This window comes from Salinivibrio proteolyticus (genome assembly GCF_001996165.1).
In the GTDB taxonomy this organism is placed as follows: Bacteria; Pseudomonadota; Gammaproteobacteria; order Enterobacterales; family Vibrionaceae; genus Salinivibrio; species Salinivibrio proteolyticus.
On sequence record NZ_MUFP01000001.1, the window covers coordinates 70,543 to 85,500 of the forward strand.

Annotated in this window: 13 protein-coding genes and 3 tRNA genes; 12 read left to right on the forward strand and 4 right to left on the reverse strand. The window is 49.4% G+C overall.

The annotated features are described in order from the left end of the window. Window positions 1-271: 271 nt before the first annotated feature. On the reverse strand, window positions 272-436 hold the full coding sequence (locus BZJ19_RS17080) for a hypothetical protein (protein WP_157891143.1): 165 nt from the start codon (window positions 434-436) through the stop codon (window positions 272-274). 587 nt (window positions 437-1,023) lie between these two features. Between BZJ19_RS17080 and BZJ19_RS00335 the strand changes: the two genes are divergently transcribed. The 3 genes from BZJ19_RS00335 to BZJ19_RS00345 all read left to right on the forward strand — a co-directional run bounded on the left by BZJ19_RS00335 (window position 1,024) and on the right by BZJ19_RS00345 (window position 3,321). Continuing rightward, entirely contained in the window at window positions 1,024-1,428 is a 405-nt protein-coding gene (locus BZJ19_RS00335) for a MerR family transcriptional regulator (RefSeq protein WP_077674212.1), read from the forward strand. Window positions 1,429-1,618: 190 nt separating this feature from the next. Continuing rightward, window positions 1,619-2,191, forward strand: coding sequence for an LON peptidase substrate-binding domain-containing protein (locus BZJ19_RS00340; protein ID WP_077674213.1), 573 nt, complete (start codon window positions 1,619-1,621; stop codon window positions 2,189-2,191). A gap of 227 nt (window positions 2,192-2,418) precedes the next feature. Beyond that, window positions 2,419-3,321: a YvcK family protein gene (locus tag BZJ19_RS00345; RefSeq protein WP_077674214.1), complete on the forward strand. Its 903-nt coding sequence runs from the start codon at window positions 2,419-2,421 to the stop codon at window positions 3,319-3,321. Here the strand turns inward: BZJ19_RS00345 and BZJ19_RS00350 are convergent. The 3 genes from BZJ19_RS00350 to uvrB form a co-directional block, all read right to left on the reverse strand. Then, the gene (locus BZJ19_RS00350) at window positions 3,283-3,642 is read right to left on the reverse strand and encodes an Hpt domain-containing protein (protein ID WP_069590917.1); all 360 of its coding nucleotides are present in this window, start codon (window positions 3,640-3,642) and stop codon (window positions 3,283-3,285) included. The two genes, BZJ19_RS00345 and BZJ19_RS00350, sit on opposite strands and share 39 nt — an antisense overlap. A gap of 17 nt (window positions 3,643-3,659) precedes the next feature. Continuing rightward, window positions 3,660-5,105 carry a quorum-sensing sigma-54 dependent transcriptional regulator LuxO gene (gene luxO, locus BZJ19_RS00355; RefSeq protein ID WP_077674346.1) on the reverse strand — a complete coding sequence of 482 codons (1,446 nt, stop codon included), beginning with the start codon at window positions 5,103-5,105 and terminating at the stop codon, window positions 3,660-3,662. A gap of 305 nt (window positions 5,106-5,410) precedes the next feature. Beyond that, the gene (gene uvrB, locus BZJ19_RS00360; RefSeq protein WP_077674215.1) at window positions 5,411-7,438 is read right to left on the reverse strand and encodes an excinuclease ABC subunit UvrB; all 2,028 of its coding nucleotides are present in this window, start codon (window positions 7,436-7,438) and stop codon (window positions 5,411-5,413) included. Between the two features lie 652 nt (window positions 7,439-8,090). Between uvrB and BZJ19_RS00365 the strand changes: the two genes are divergently transcribed. From BZJ19_RS00365 to BZJ19_RS00405, 9 genes are all read left to right on the forward strand, one after another. After that, window positions 8,091-8,166 (forward strand) — tRNA-Asn (locus BZJ19_RS00365). 39 nt (window positions 8,167-8,205) lie between these two features. Further along, a tRNA-Asn gene (locus tag BZJ19_RS00370) sits at window positions 8,206-8,281 on the forward strand. A 119-nt stretch (window positions 8,282-8,400) separates the two neighbouring features. Then, window positions 8,401-8,476: transfer RNA gene (locus BZJ19_RS00375), tRNA-Asn, on the forward strand. Window positions 8,477-8,966: 490 nt separating this feature from the next. Then, window positions 8,967-9,551 (forward strand): electron transport complex subunit RsxA, encoded by a 585-nt coding sequence (rsxA, locus tag BZJ19_RS00380; RefSeq protein ID WP_069590073.1) that lies wholly within the window; start codon window positions 8,967-8,969, stop codon window positions 9,549-9,551. Beyond that, the gene (gene rsxB, locus BZJ19_RS00385) at window positions 9,548-10,123 is read left to right on the forward strand and encodes an electron transport complex subunit RsxB (RefSeq protein ID WP_077674216.1); all 576 of its coding nucleotides are present in this window, start codon (window positions 9,548-9,550) and stop codon (window positions 10,121-10,123) included. Before rsxA ends, rsxB begins: the two co-directional genes overlap by 4 nt. Further along, window positions 10,123-12,543 carry an electron transport complex subunit RsxC gene (gene rsxC / locus BZJ19_RS00390; protein ID WP_077674217.1) on the forward strand — a complete coding sequence of 807 codons (2,421 nt, stop codon included), beginning with the start codon at window positions 10,123-10,125 and terminating at the stop codon, window positions 12,541-12,543. The genes rsxB and rsxC overlap by 1 nt, the downstream gene beginning before the upstream one ends. A 5-nt stretch (window positions 12,544-12,548) precedes the next feature. Continuing rightward, window positions 12,549-13,628 (forward strand): electron transport complex subunit RsxD, encoded by a 1,080-nt coding sequence (rsxD, locus tag BZJ19_RS00395; RefSeq protein ID WP_077674218.1) that lies wholly within the window; start codon window positions 12,549-12,551, stop codon window positions 13,626-13,628. Next, window positions 13,625-14,260 carry an electron transport complex subunit RsxG gene (rsxG, locus tag BZJ19_RS00400; RefSeq protein WP_077674219.1) on the forward strand — a complete coding sequence of 212 codons (636 nt, stop codon included), beginning with the start codon at window positions 13,625-13,627 and terminating at the stop codon, window positions 14,258-14,260. Before rsxD ends, rsxG begins: the two co-directional genes overlap by 4 nt. Continuing rightward, window positions 14,260-14,958, forward strand: coding sequence for an electron transport complex subunit E (locus tag BZJ19_RS00405; RefSeq protein ID WP_077674220.1), 699 nt, complete (start codon window positions 14,260-14,262; stop codon window positions 14,956-14,958). The genes rsxG and BZJ19_RS00405 overlap by 1 nt, the downstream gene beginning before the upstream one ends.

Sequence of the window (14,958 nt, forward strand, 5' to 3'; positions counted from 1 at the left end):
CCAGAAGATCACACTTTGTACACTGCAACCAAATGTTACTCATATGTAAACGCAACTACTTAACGCTATTTGTCAATAAAACTCAACTTAAACGCTAAAATGCTATGTCAGAGAGATATCACGGTCACAAAAAACAGTAAAATACCGACACAAACGATGTCGTCACAAATAATATATTTATCAACACCTTGGAGTGGAAGAATGACTCCCCACTCATTCTGGACACAAAAAAGCCAGCGGAGTTCGCTGGCCAATTCAAAGAAATCAAACCCTATTTTTTGGCTTCATCGGTTTCGAAAGCGGGATGCTCCTCCTGAGTTGAGTCTCTATCATGATCGTATAGAGAGCGCCCCTCTTCTCGGGCTTTTTCCATTTGTGGTACTGCGTCGTGGATCATTTCTTTGATTTTTTTGTTGCTATAGCGCTTGTGCTTCATTGTGTCCTCCTGAACAAATAGCCATTCGGCACAGACACTCAAACTAAGGCGATTAGAGCCCTAAAAGGCGTTTGAGTACAAACCGCTTGTGCAACATTTAAGCTACACCTTTGTCACAGAAAAATCAAAACACTATCAATGGATGCTCCACCGCGCGTTATCGACCACTTACCGGATTGTTTTAATAACATTAAATGATAATAAGTCTCTGTTTAGACGAAATACCAATATCGTTGCTTTTTTGAGCAAATAGGGTTGTTATTCGATTACATCTAGCCCATCATACACGTGATGGTGAGTTGTTCCCGGCACCATCACAGTTATCACTTCCGACAAAGAGCAACAACTGACAATGAGACCACAAGGTTCAACCTCTCGCCCACTGTGCGCGCGCGTCCGTCATGGTTACAACCCAACGAAGGGTAAAAAGCCGCAACGAGACAGCTGACAGTTGCGAGTGTTAGTAAATAATTAATAGCCTCCCTTGGAGGCTATTTTTTTATCTAAAAAACACCAACACCATCCCTTGCGTTGCCGATAAGCTCAGTTACTATGCAGCAACGTGCAACAATAAGGACATTGATGCAATGACAACCTCGATAAATCATCGATACAAAATTGCAGAACTGGCAACACTTTTTGGCCTGTCACATCGAGCCATTCGCTATTATGAAGCCGAAGGGTTAATCACGCCTGAACGTAAAGGTCAGCAGCGCTTATATCGATATCAAGACTATCTGCGCCTTTCCCTTATCGTGAGGGGAAAACGCCTCGGCTTTTCTTTGGCCGAGATGAGAGAACTTTTTGAGCTGTACGACGCGGAGAAAAACACACCACGCGCGCTCCAACAAATGATTCAGGCCATTCAGCAACGACAACGTCGCTTGCAGCAACAACAAGAAGATATCCAAGCCATCATGGACGAGCTCAATCGCGCCGAAACTCAGTGTTATCGTCAACTCAACAAGTGGAGTCGCCAATCGTCTTCATGAGCGTCATTGCAGAATAGTACAAAAGCTCATACATTTGCGTCGCAAAATGCGACTAAACCAGTCCTACCTATCGTTAAGACACCGTTTTCTCTTGTCCTTGCTAGGATACATGGGCATTTAGAAAAGTAGGCACCCCTTTTGCAGTATCTAGATTACTAGACCGATTTATTTGCTCGTCAGGGGGTGCATCATGGCTCAATCTACACCGATTTTGTTTAACGACCGCCACATTCTACCTGGAGGTAGAATTCCGCTTCGTATCCCTGCGGGCAATGCGCTGAATACGCTCGTGTTCGCCATGAAGCATGGGTTACCGTTGGGGGTGTGTATGGCGGACAGCAACAGCCAATGGCAACACACCGAWWTTGGCACCTTTGTCGATATCGAAGACTTCACTACCAGTCAGGAAGATGGATGCTTAGTTGTCACCGCCCGCGGTACTGCGCGTTTTTCGATCCAAACCTTTAACCAACAACAGAACGATATGCTGTTTGCTTCTGTGCGTGCGCTGCCTCGCTGGCCCGATTGTCAAGTGGACGACCAAAGCCAACCCCTTGTCGAGCGGCTACAGTCGATGTTTGAACGTTATCCTGAATTGCAAAAAATGCACCGCCAAACCGAGTTCTCCAACCTGAGCTGGCTGTGTCAGCGCTGGCTAGAATTGCTGCCGCTTCCTACCACAGAAAAACAGCAGCTGATGGCCAACAACTCTTGCGGTACCACACGGGATTACCTTCTTAGCATGATGCAAGATCCGCATTAACGCGGCTAAACAAACAGAAAAGCGGTGAGGTGTCGAGCGCCATCCTTTTAGTGCTGCCTTGCGATTTGGCCTACGCCGCTTTATTTGGTGGTTTTATAGGCAAGGGTAACGACCACAGTTACCCTTTTTTATTGTCAATTCACAAAACCCTGCCCTAGCCTTTACACWTTCGGTCACTTATTCAGTAAACTCAGCGTTTACGTACATAGCACACCGAACGGTTACTCATGACCTTATCGCCTCTTTCTGATCGAACAACCCGCATTGTTGCCATTGGTGGCGGACACGGACTTGGCCGCGTACTGTCGGCGCTAAGCGAGCATGGCAGTCGTGTCACAGGCATAGTGACCACCACGGATAATGGCGGTTCGACAGGCCGTATTCGTGCTTGCCAAGGCGGGATAGCATGGGGAGATATGCGTAACTGTCTTAATCAACTCATCACAGAACCGTCTGTTGGATCCATGCTATTTGAGTACCGCTTTAAAGGTAAAGGGGAATTAAACGGTCACAACCTCGGGAACTTGATCCTAACTGCATTAGATAACCTGTCGGTTCGCCCGCTCGAAGCCATTCAGTTGATCCGTGATTTGCTGAATGTAAAAACACATATTCTCCCTATGTCAGAGCACCCTTCTGATCTCGCTGCGCTGACCGCAGATGGGGAGACAGTGGCTGGGGAAACCCATATTGATGAGCTCCCGCAACCTCCCTCAAGACTATTCTTATCACCGACAGTGCCGGCGACTCGCGAGGCCGTTGAAGCGATTGAGTTGGCGGATGTCATTTTGCTCGGACCAGGAAGCTTTCTGACCAGCGTCATGCCCCCTTTGCTGGTTCCTGAACTCAGTCGCGCTCTCAAACAGAGCCAAGCCAAAATCGTCTTTATTCGTAACCTAGGTAAAGAATTGGGGCCTGCTGGCGCGATGCCCTTGGCTACCATGCTGGAATGGTGTGAACGAGCGATGGGCGGACGACAAATCGACTGGGTGCTGGGGGAAACGGCAGAGGCAAATTTAGCTGAACGTTATCAACAAAAAGAGGCCCAATTGGCCTCTTCTAATCACAGTTGGCGTCATGACAGAGACAAACTACGTCAAGCTATTGATGAAGTCCTGCTCAACAGCTAAGTCACGGTATGTCGATGCTGTGCCGCGTAGCATATCGGTCAGCTCATCCAAATGGTGCGACATCCACTCATCTTGTCCTTGACGGACACGAGATTCGCACTCACGGGCCATTTCCGCTAGATCGTCTGCGCCAAAGCTGGCAGCGCTGCTTTTAATCGCATGACTAATCTCTCGTACCTGCTCAATAGACGGTGAGCCTGAAAGCTGAGAATGATATTGGGAAAGCTCATCGCTAAATACCGTTAAAAGCACGGTGACGGTATCTTCCCCTACTTCCAAAGCCAGTCGACGTAATGTTTCAGTGTTCACTGTGGTGGCCATACATCCGCTTCCTATCATTAATTCGCCGCAGTTTTTTGCCAAGCTTGTAATTTTCTATAAATGGTCGAGGGGCTAACTTCCAATAACCCTGCTGCTTGCGGAATGTTGCCATTACAAGCATCAATCGCAACTTCAATGGCACGTTTCTCCGTTTTCCACAGCGGTTCGATATCCGATTTACTGATTGCCGTCAGGTTATCGTCACTCTGTTCGCGTGCCGTCAACGTTTGCAGTGCCACCTCTGACCGAATGTTCGGATGGGACGATGCAATTTCGACACCAGATGCGCGCGCGAAAGGAGGCGGAAGCATTTCGACAGTGACTTCCTCACCATTGTGCAGCACCACTATATTGCGGATTACGTTCTGAAGTTGGCGTACATTTCCGGGCCAATCATACTCAAGTAATTGTTTTACAACGGCTTCATTAAAGCGACAAAAGTCTTTTCCTTCCTCGGCAGAAAACAGCGCCAACAGGGCATTGGCTATTTCTAGGACATCACTGCCTCTGTCTCTTAATGGTGGAAGCGCGAGAGGGATCACATGGAGTCGGTAGTACAAATCTTCACGAAACTTTCCTTGCTGAACCTCTAACCAAGGATCACGGTTTGTGGCGCACACAAAACGGACATCCACTTTTTTTACCTTGGAAGAGCCCACTTTTTGAAATGTGCCGGTTTGGATAAATCGCAGCAATTTGGATTGCAAATCCAAATCCATTTCGCAAATTTCATCCAAAAACAAGGTGCCGCCATCCGCTAACTCAGCTGCCCCGTCACGCTCAGCCGCTGCACCTGTAAACGCACCTTTCACGTGACCAAATAGCTCACTTTCAATCAAGTCTTTGGGAATCGCCGCACAGTTCAAGGCAATAATGGGTTTATTGCTGCGCGTACTCGCCGCGTGGATTGCTTCAGCACACACTTCTTTACCCGTACCACTTTCCCCGGTAATAAAGACGGTGGCTTTACTGGGCGCCGCCGATTCTATAACCCGATAGACCGCTTGCATGGGTAAACTGCGACCGATGAAGCCATGATATTCTCCCTCTTGCCGTTCAGACTGCGATTGACTCGCTACTTTTGGCTTGAGTGATTTATTCACCGTTACCCTAAGTTGATCTGCTTCACACGGCTTGATCAGAAAATCGTTGGCACCATTGCGCATCGCATCCACTGCCGCATCAATGGAACCATGCGCGGTCATAATGATCACCGGTAAACCTGGCGCATTCGCGCGGACATGAGCCAATACGTCGATCCCCGACATATCTGGTAAACGAAGGTCGAGTATAATTAGCGCGAGCTGATCACCCTGTTGTGCAAAGAAATTCAGCGCTTCCTGACCCGTCCCAACGATCTCAACCTCCACATCAAGTGGATTCAAGTAAGATTTGTAAAGGGCAGCCACTGACGCGGTGTCTTCTACCATCAGTATGCGTTTACTGTGTGATAGTGTTGGCATTTGTCCTCCGAGGGTGGCGTCTCGCATCCCATAATCGATGTGATTGTTATGCATTACGCTCATGATGATTGCATGAGCGTATGCGAAATGCGTTGCATTATGCAATCACATTTGCAGTTTAATGATAACAACTCACTAAAACCACACGGTTTGTCCATGTAAAGCCGCATTATAATAGTTGGCACGCTGAATGCATAACAGAGGATGACCCTTTTGGGGTCACCTAGCCAACTGACGTTGTTTGTGAGTACATGCTCACTGAAACACTACAGCCAACCTGTCGTTTTAGGTTGGCTTTTTTTTATTTAGCTATTCGCGATAAACTGCTCTCGCAGCACTTGAATTTGATCGCGTAATTGTGCCGCGCTTTCGAACTCTAAGTTTTGCGCCGCTTCATACATCTGCCCTTCCAGCTTCTTAATCTGAGCATCTATGGCTTGAGGCGATTGCAGTGTATATTCTGCATCCGGCTCTGCCACAGCACGAAGTGACTTCATGGCTGGCTTACCTTTCTTCACGCGTTTGCCCGCCGCCATTTCCATCACATCCATGACTTTTTTATTCAGTTTCTGCGGGGTAATACCGTGTTCTTCATTATAGGCAATTTGTTTGGCTCGACGTCGCTCGGTTTCATCAATCGCCCGTTTCATCGATTTGGTAATATTATCGCCATATAAAATCGCTTTACCATGGAGGTTACGCGCCGCCCGCCCGATGGTTTGAATCAAAGAACGCTCTGAGCGCAAGAAGCCTTCTTTATCGGCATCCAAAATAGCAACCAGTGAGACTTCTGGCATATCGAGTCCCTCACGAAGCAAGTTAATCCCGACCAATACGTCAAACTCCCCCAAGCGTAGGTCACGAATGATTTCCATACGTTCCACCGTATCAATATCAGAATGAAGATACCGAACGCGAACACCATGCTCTTGCATATATTCAGTCAGATCTTCAGCCATGCGTTTGGTGAGTGTGGTCACTAACACCCGCTCGTCGCGTTCTCGGCGAGCTCGAACCTCGGAAAGCAAATCGTCGACCTGCGTCGCGACAGGCCGTACCTCAATCTCAGGGTCAATCAGGCCGGTAGGACGCACCACTTGATCAATCACATCCTCCGCGGACTTCTCAAGCTCATAATTACCCGGCGTTGCGGAGACATAAACCGTTTGCGGTGCCAGGGATTCAAACTCATCAAATTTTAGCGGGCGATTATCAAGTGCTGATGGCAATCTAAAGCCATAGTCCACCAAGGTCTCTTTTCTCGAGCGGTCGCCTTTAAACATCGCCCCGATTTGAGAGACAGTCACGTGCGACTCATCGATAATCAAAAGTCCATCCGCAGGAAGATAATCGAACAGCGTCGGAGGTGGCTCACCCTCAGCGCGTCCACTCAGATAGCGCGAATAGTTTTCAATTCCGGAGCAATAACCCAACTCGTTCATCATTTCGATATCGAACTGCGTCCGCTGAGTAATGCGCTGCTCTTCGAGAAGTTTGTTATTGTCGAGCAGATACTTTTTCCGTTCAGCAAGCTCAACTTTGATTTTCTCGACCGCATCCAAAATCCGCTCCCGTGGTGTGACATAGTGCGTTTTGGGATAAATCGTACACCGCGGAATATCTCTGGCGCTGACTTGGCCAGTTAAGGGGTCAAACACGCTAATGGTTTCAACTTCATCATCAAATAGCTCAACGCGGATGGCATCTTGATCAGACTCGGCGGGGAAAATATCAATGACTTCACCGCGCACCCGAAACGTGCCACGCTCAAACGCGAGATCGTTGCGCGTATACTGAAGCTCGGCGAGCCGCTTTAGGATAGTACGCTGATCGAGCAAGTCGCCTCGGCGAATATGCAGCATCATTTTTAAATAAGAATCAGGATCCCCCAAACCGTAAATAGCCGACACAGAGGCCACGATTACCACATCGCGTCGCTCCATCAGCGCCTTGGTGGCAGAGAGTCGCATCTGCTCTACGTGATCGTTTATGGATGCATCTTTCTCAATAAAAGTATCGGTAGAGGGCACATAGGCTTCCGGCTGATAGTAGTCGTAGTAGGAAACAAAATACTCAACCGCATTGTCAGGGAAAAACTCTCTCATCTCTCCATAAAGTTGCGCCGCTAATGTTTTGTTAGGGGCGAGAATCATGGTTGGACGGTTAAGCTCTGCAATCACATTCGCCATGGTGAAGGTTTTTCCCGACCCCGTGACCCCTAACAAGGTCTGATGCGCAAGACCAGCTTCCAACCCTTCACATAACTTATGGATTGCTTCTGGTTGATCGCCGGATGGTTGGAATGAAGAACGTAGAGAAAATGTTTTACTCATGAAGCTATCCTTTTGGGCCACAAGCCAATGACGCTATTGTCCGGACTCACTTTGTCGAGTCAATCTGTCGAGCCATTTTACCAAAGCGAACGACAAATCGATCTTTTTTATCCATAAACGTTGACCTTAAAAAACGACCTAGATAGACTGTCTGTCCGCTTTAGGAAATCCCCGCTAAAGACACTTGCAAAACGCCAACACCTAGGCAAAATCACCAACGTTTTCGATAATCTATCCCCGCTATTCACCCATCGTTTATTTTTCACACTGTGCATAAACATACACCGTTCTTCGTTTCCATCACTCTTCAAAAATTAAAAATCGCGAAATTTCAGTGCTCTATAGGTTAACTATATAAGTTTAATTATGATCAACTGCATAAAATCAACACTATAATGACTTCCTCAAGATCTGCGCACACACTTATCCACAGAATTTGTGGGTAACTCTACAGAGGCCTTGCGTACTCTGCCTTCTCACAAGTCAAGACATACCATGCAAGCCAAAGATGCAAAACTTACCGTTTTGCGCGAATTGTCAACATATAGCGTTTACCTTTTCAGCATTCAGTCAAAAAGGTCAAAATTCTTCACTGCATCCCGTTGACACCCCTAAATCTGCTCGCTAAGATTCGCCCCGCTTTCAAGGCAATTCCCCCTTAGTTCAGTTGGTAGAACGGCGGACTGTTAATCCGTATGTCGCAGGTTCGAGTCCCGCAGGGGGAGCCACTTTTCACCACATGGTGAACGTTATTCTTGAAAAGCAATTCCCCCATAGTTCAGTTGGTAGAACGGCGGACTGTTAATCCGTATGTCACTGGTTCGAGTCCAGTTGGGGGAGCCAATTTTATGTCCGATGACAGACTTAGTTATTCAAACTAATCGTTCCGCAATGCGGAATATGTCACTGGGCTAGGCGCCCCCGTTAAGTCCAGTTGGGGGAGCCAATTTCAAAAAATCTGTTCCCCCTTAGTTCAGTTGGTAGAACGGCGGACTGTTAATCCGTATGTCGCAGGTTCGAGTCCCGCAGGGGGAGCCACCTTCTTTATCACATTGATACTGTCTGTAAGTGTTTATCCTATCTGCTGCGCAGATTATGTCGCAGGACTAGGCGTCCCCGTTGACTCCCGCAGGGGGAGCCACCTTCTTTATCACATCGATACTGTCTGTAAGTGTTTATCCTATCTGCTGCGCAGATTATGTCGCAGGACTAGGCGTCCCCGTCGACTCCCGCAGGGGGAGCCACCTTCCTTATCACATTGATACTGTCTGTAAGTGTTTATCCTATCTGTTACGCAGATTATGTTGCAGGTCTTTCTCAATCACTCTCCAAGCCGCTGCGCTTTTTTGCACCACCACAAAACTGATCGTCTTATTGTTCCGTCCACTACCCTCAAGTAAGCGTTGTGATGGTCCGTTACGCAGTCCTTACACGAGCCAACACAAAAACCCTGCTTTACAGCGGTTGTTATAGCCGCGCCAAAGGCCGATAATAGGCAGATCACAAAAACATTAAATGATTAAACAGCATGGCTGAGTATTTGTTGCTTTTAGTGGGCACGGTATTGGTCAACAACTTCGTACTGGTGGAGTTTTTGGGCCTGTGTCCATTTATGGGCGTTTCAAAAAAACTGGAAACTGCAATAGGTATGGGTCTCGCAACGACGTTTGTACTGACCCTTGCCTCGGTGAGCTCATATTTGGTTGAAACCTATATACTGGTCCCACTTGAACTGGGTTATCTGCGAACACTAAGTTTTATCTTGGTCATCGCCGTTGTTGTGCAATTTACCGAAATGGTGGTGCACAAAACCAGCCCCACTCTGTATCGCTTGCTCGGCGTATTCCTGCCTTTAATTACGTCGAACTGTGCCGTTCTTGGGGTCGCGCTGCTAAATATCAAGCAACAACACAGCTTTATCGAGTCCATCATCTATGGGTTCGGTGCGGCCTGTGGTTTCTCGCTGGTGCTGGTGCTTTTTGCTGCCATGCGTGAGCGTATTGCGGCCGCTGACGTACCCGCTCCGTTTCGCGGCGCCTCAGTGGCAATGATAACGGCCGGGTTAATGTCTCTCGCCTTTATGGGCTTTACAGGATTGGTGAAGTTGTCATGAGTGGAATTGTTATTGCCGTTGTGGTTCTTGCGGCACTGGCAGCCATCTTTGGTGCCATCCTCGGTTTTGCGTCGATCCGCTTTAAAGTGGATGCCGACCCGATCGTAGATCAAATTGACGCGATTTTACCCCAAACCCAATGCGGCCAATGTGGCTATCCGGGCTGCCGTCCCTATGCCGAGGCCATTGCAAACGGCGACGATATCAATAAGTGCCCGCCAGGCGGCCAACAAACCATTGAGAACTTAGCCGACTTGATGGGTGTCGAAGCAACAGAACTGGCGCATGATGAAGAAAAAAGCGTCAAAAAAGTCGCCTTTATCCACGAAGAAGACTGTATTGGTTGCACCAAGTGTATCCAAGCCTGTCCAGTGGATGCCATCGTGGGTAGCACAAAAGCGATGYATACCGTTATCGAGCAAGACTGTACCGGTTGTGACCTGTGTGTAGCCCCTTGCCCTACGGATTGTATTGAAATGATTCCGGTACAAGACACACCGGAGACCTGGAAGTGGAAACTGGAACAAATTCCTGTGGTTGACGTAACAAATAAACAGGGAGCACAAGCTTGATGTTAAGCCTTATTGAGCAAATCAAACACGGCCAAGTTTGGGACTTCCATGGCGGCATTCATCCTCCTGAAAACAAAAAACAGTCCAATCACAGCGCCATTCTGCCGGTAGCCATACCAGAAACCTTAGTGCTCCCGCTTAAACAACACATTGGCAGTAAGGGTAAACTTCTGGTTAAGGTTGGCGATCAGGTCTTAGCCGGCCAGCCACTGACCGAAACCGATATGCAGCAATGCGTTCCCATCCACGCCCCAACGTCAGGAAAAGTGATCGCGATTGAAGATAGAACCATCGCGCACCCATCGGGCTTATCGGATCAATGTGTGGTTATCGCGCCGGATGGCAAGGATACTTGGGGACCGAAGCCACATTTACGTCAATACCGCGAACAAGCTCCAGAACAGCTGATCAACCATATTCGTGCCATGGGTATCGCTGGCATGGGAGGCGCAGGCTTCCCGACTGCACGCAAATTACAAAGTGGCGTCGCCCGCACCGAGATCCTGATTATCAATGCGGCAGAGTGCGAGCCTTATATCACGGCAGACGATCGTTTGATGCAAGATTGTGCCAACGAAATCATCACCGGCACCCAAATCCTCATGCATATTGTCAAACCCAAACTTGCCGTGATTGGCATTGAAGACAATAAACCCGAGGCCATCGCGGCATTAAAAGCAGCGGCAGCACAAGCTGAGCAAGAGATCCTAATTCAAGTGGTGCCCACCAAGTATCCATCAGGTGGTGAAAAGCAACTGATCAAACTGATCACGGGTAAGGAAGTACCGGCCAAAGCGTTTCCCGCCAGTATTGGTGTGCTGATGCAAAACATCGGAACGACCTACGCGATTAAGCGCGCCGTGATCGATGGCGAGCCCTTGATTCAACGTGTGGTCACCCTTACAGGTAAAACGTTACAAACGCAGCAGAACCGCTGGGCATTATTAGGCACACCCATTGCGTTTTTGCTTGCCCAGCATGGCTACAAGCAAGATATAAAATTACCCCGTGTGATTATCGGCGGCCCTATGATGGGCTTTACGGCACCTCATGACGAGGTTCCTGTGACCAAAACCACTAACTGTATATTGGTCCCCACTCGCCGAGAAATCACCCCAGCTCAACAGGAAATGGCCTGTATTCGCTGTAGCGCCTGTGCTGATGCCTGCCCTGTTAATTTACTTCCTCAGCAATTGCAGTGGTACGCCAAAGATCAAGACTACGACAAATGCCAAGATTACGATTTATTTGATTGTATCGAGTGTGGAGCTTGCGCGTACGTGTGTCCAAGCGAAATTCCCTTGGTGCAATACTATCGCCAAGCAAAAGCCGAAATACGTGAAATAGAAGCAGAGAAAGAAGCCGCCGAGCGCGCACGTCAGCGCTTTGAGGCCAAAAAAGCACGTATGGAGCGCGAAAAACAAGAGCGTGAAGAGCGCCACCGCCAAGCCGCAGAACGCCGTAAGCAAGCCGCTCAGCAGAATGCAGGTAACAATGATGCGCTCGCAGCTGCTGTTGAGCGTGTTAAAGCGAAAAAAGCCGCCCAGCAAAACAGTGACGTAAAACCTGCCGTTGCAGCAGCCATTGCTCGCGCTAAAGCAAAACAAGCGGAAGCCGCTAAGGCGGGACAAGAAACACCCGACAACAGCGAAATGATGAAGCTGCGAGAGGCACGCAAGCAGCAGGCTCGTGAGCGAAAAGCAGCAAAAGCTGCCGCAACGCCTGTAGACGCAGAGCAAAGCAGCGAAAAGAAAGATGCAGTCGCCGCTGCAATCGCCCGCGCCAAAGCGCGCAAAGCGGCTGAGCAATCCGATGCGCCTGCTAAACCCGCTTCCGCTACGTCAGACAGCACCGATACAGGAGATAAAAAAGCTGCGGTGGCCGCGGCCGTCGCCCGTGCCAAAGCGCGCAAAGCGGCTGAGCAATTCGATGCGCCTGCGGAACCCGCTTCCGCGACACCAGACAGCACTGATGCGGGTGATAAAAAAGCTGCGGTGGCCGCGGCCGTTGCTCGTGCCAAAGCGCGCAAAGCGGCTGCGCAATCCGATGCGCCTGCGGAACCCGCTTCCGCGACACAGGAAAGCAGCGATGCGGGTGATAAAAAAGCTGCAGTCGCAGCAGCCGTCGCCCGTGCCAAAGCGCGCAAAGCGGCTGAGCAATCCGATGCGCCTGCGGAACCCGCTTCCGCGACACCAGACGGCACTGATGCGGGTGATAAAAAAGCTGCAGTAGCCGCAGCCGTCGCCCGTGCTAAAGCCCGTAAAGCAGCACAGCAAGAATCAACGGATAGTGAGGCGAGTCATCAAGCGCCTACACCATCCGCTGAGCCACAAAACGACAAGAAAGCAGCTGTCGCAGCCGCCGTTGCGCGCGCTAAAGCGAGAAAAGCTGCCCAACAAACCAGTGAAGATAAGGAATAATTGCCGTGGCGTTTTTTATTGCTAGCTCTCCGCACGCCCACAACAAGCGCTCAACCAGTCAAATCATGCTTACAGTCCTTCTGTGTGCACTACCTGGTTTGGCGGCCCAGTGGTACTTCTTTGGCTGGGGAGTCATCATTCAGTTGGCACTTGCCATCTCGACAGCATGGGCAGCTGAAGCGGTCGTTATGCGACTTCGTCAACGCCCCCCGCTTGCTTATTTGCGTGATAATAGTGCGCTACTCACTGCATTTTTGCTCGCTGTGGCCATTCCACCGCTCGCGCCTTGGTGGGTCATCGTGATTGGTACGCTGTTTTCAATCATTGTAGCGAAGCATATTTATGGCGGCTTGGGGCAGAATCTATTCAACCCTGCCATGGTTGGCTATGTGGTGCTTTTGATCTCATTTCCTGTGCAAATGACCACTTGGCTTCCGCCAGAGAGCCTCGCCGCCTATCCACTCACCTTAGGCGATGCTTTATCTGCAATTTTCAGTGGTTTCACCTTAGACGGCTTTAGCGTTAACCAATTACGCATGACCGCTGATGGCGTCACTATGGCCACGCCTCTCGATACGATTAAAACAGCACTCGCTGGGGGTAAAACGGTCAGCGAAGCGCTTCAACAGCCTATTTTCAGTGCCATTGCTGGCGAAGGGTGGGCATGGGTAAATGCCCTATATTTGGTGGGCGGATTGGTGCTAATTCAACGTGGCATCATCAACTGGCATATTCCAGTTGCCATGCTCTCCGCCTTGCTGACATGCGCTTTAATCGGCCATTTGATCGCGCCCGACCAATTAGCCTCTCCACTCGTTCRCCTCTTGTCGGGTGCGACCATGCTCGGCGCCTTTTTTATCGCCACGGATCCAGTTTCTGCCTCCACCACCGATAAAGGGCGTTTGTGGTTCGGCGGCATTATTGGGGTATTGGTTTTCTTAATTCGTACTTGGGGCGGTTATCCAGACGGTGTGGCTTTCGCCGTGATTATCGCCAACTTGTGCGTTCCTTTGATTGATTATTACACCAAGCCACGTACCTATGGCCACACCCATAAACGTGCAGAGAAGAAGTCACAATCATGATTGAAACCATTCGCAAACACGGTGGGATCCTTGCGATAGCGGCACTGCTCTCCACCGCGTTAGTTGCTATTACACATGCGCTCACCGAAGACACGATTCAAGAGCAACAACAAAGACAATTGGCGAAGGCCCTGAACCAAGTGATCCCTGAATCGATGCACGACAACGCCTTACACAAGACCTGTCGTTTGATTCAAAATGTCGATGCATTAGGTACCGACGAAGCACAGCCTTTTTACGTTGCCACCCAAAATGACACAGTCACCGCAGTGGCCATTCAAGCCATTGCTCCCGATGGTTACAATGGCGCGATTAGCGTGCTCATTGGGATGGATGCCACCAGCCATAACGTATTGGGTGTGCGTGTTCTTGCCCACAATGAAACACCAGGGCTGGGTGATAAAGTCGATATTCGTGTTTCAGATTGGGTGCAAAGCTTTGCGGGTAAAAAAGTGACGGCAGAGAACGATAATCGGTGGGCCGTGCGCAAAGATGGCGGACAATTCGACCAATTTACCGGCGCGACAATCACGCCTCGAGCCGTGGTTAAAGCGGTGAAAAAGGCAGCTTGGTTTGTCAGCCAGAATCAAAATGTACTGATCAATCAGCCCGTTAATTGTGGAGGTCAATGATGAATACCGCCCATAAAGAGTTGATGAAAAACGGCTTGTGGAGTAACAACCCAGCCTTCGTACAACTTTTAGGCCTATGCCCGCTGTTGGCGGTATCAGCAACCGTCACCAATGCCCTCGGATTGGGGGTGGCGACCCTCGCGGTTCTCGTCGGCTCAAACCTCATTGTATCTGTGATTCGAGATTGGGTACCCAAAGAGGTCCGCATCCCGATTTTCGTGATGGTCATTGCCTCTTTGGTAACTTGTGTTCAGTTGGTGATGAATGCCTATGCCTTTGGCCTTTATCAATCGCTAGGGATTTTTATCCCATTAATCGTCACCAACTGCATCATTATTGGTCGTGCAGAGGCCTTTGCATCTAAAAACCCGGTGGGACTGTCAATCAGTGATGGCTTTTGGATGGGGACAGGAATGACAGCCGCTCTCGTGATTCTTGGCGCCATCCGCGAAATACTGGGCAACGGCACCTTATTTGATGGTGCTGACCTATTGCTCGGGGATTGGGCTGCTGCGCTAAGAATTGAGATTTTTCAATTTGACACCAGCTTTTTGCTCGCCATTTTGCCCCCCGGCGCTTTCCTTGCGGTCGGGTTTCTCATTGCGCTGAAAAATATTATTGATAAGCACTTGGCCAGCAAAACAGAAAAAGACCAAAAACCTGTTATCGAGCGAGCGCGCATCACAGGGAATCAGTAA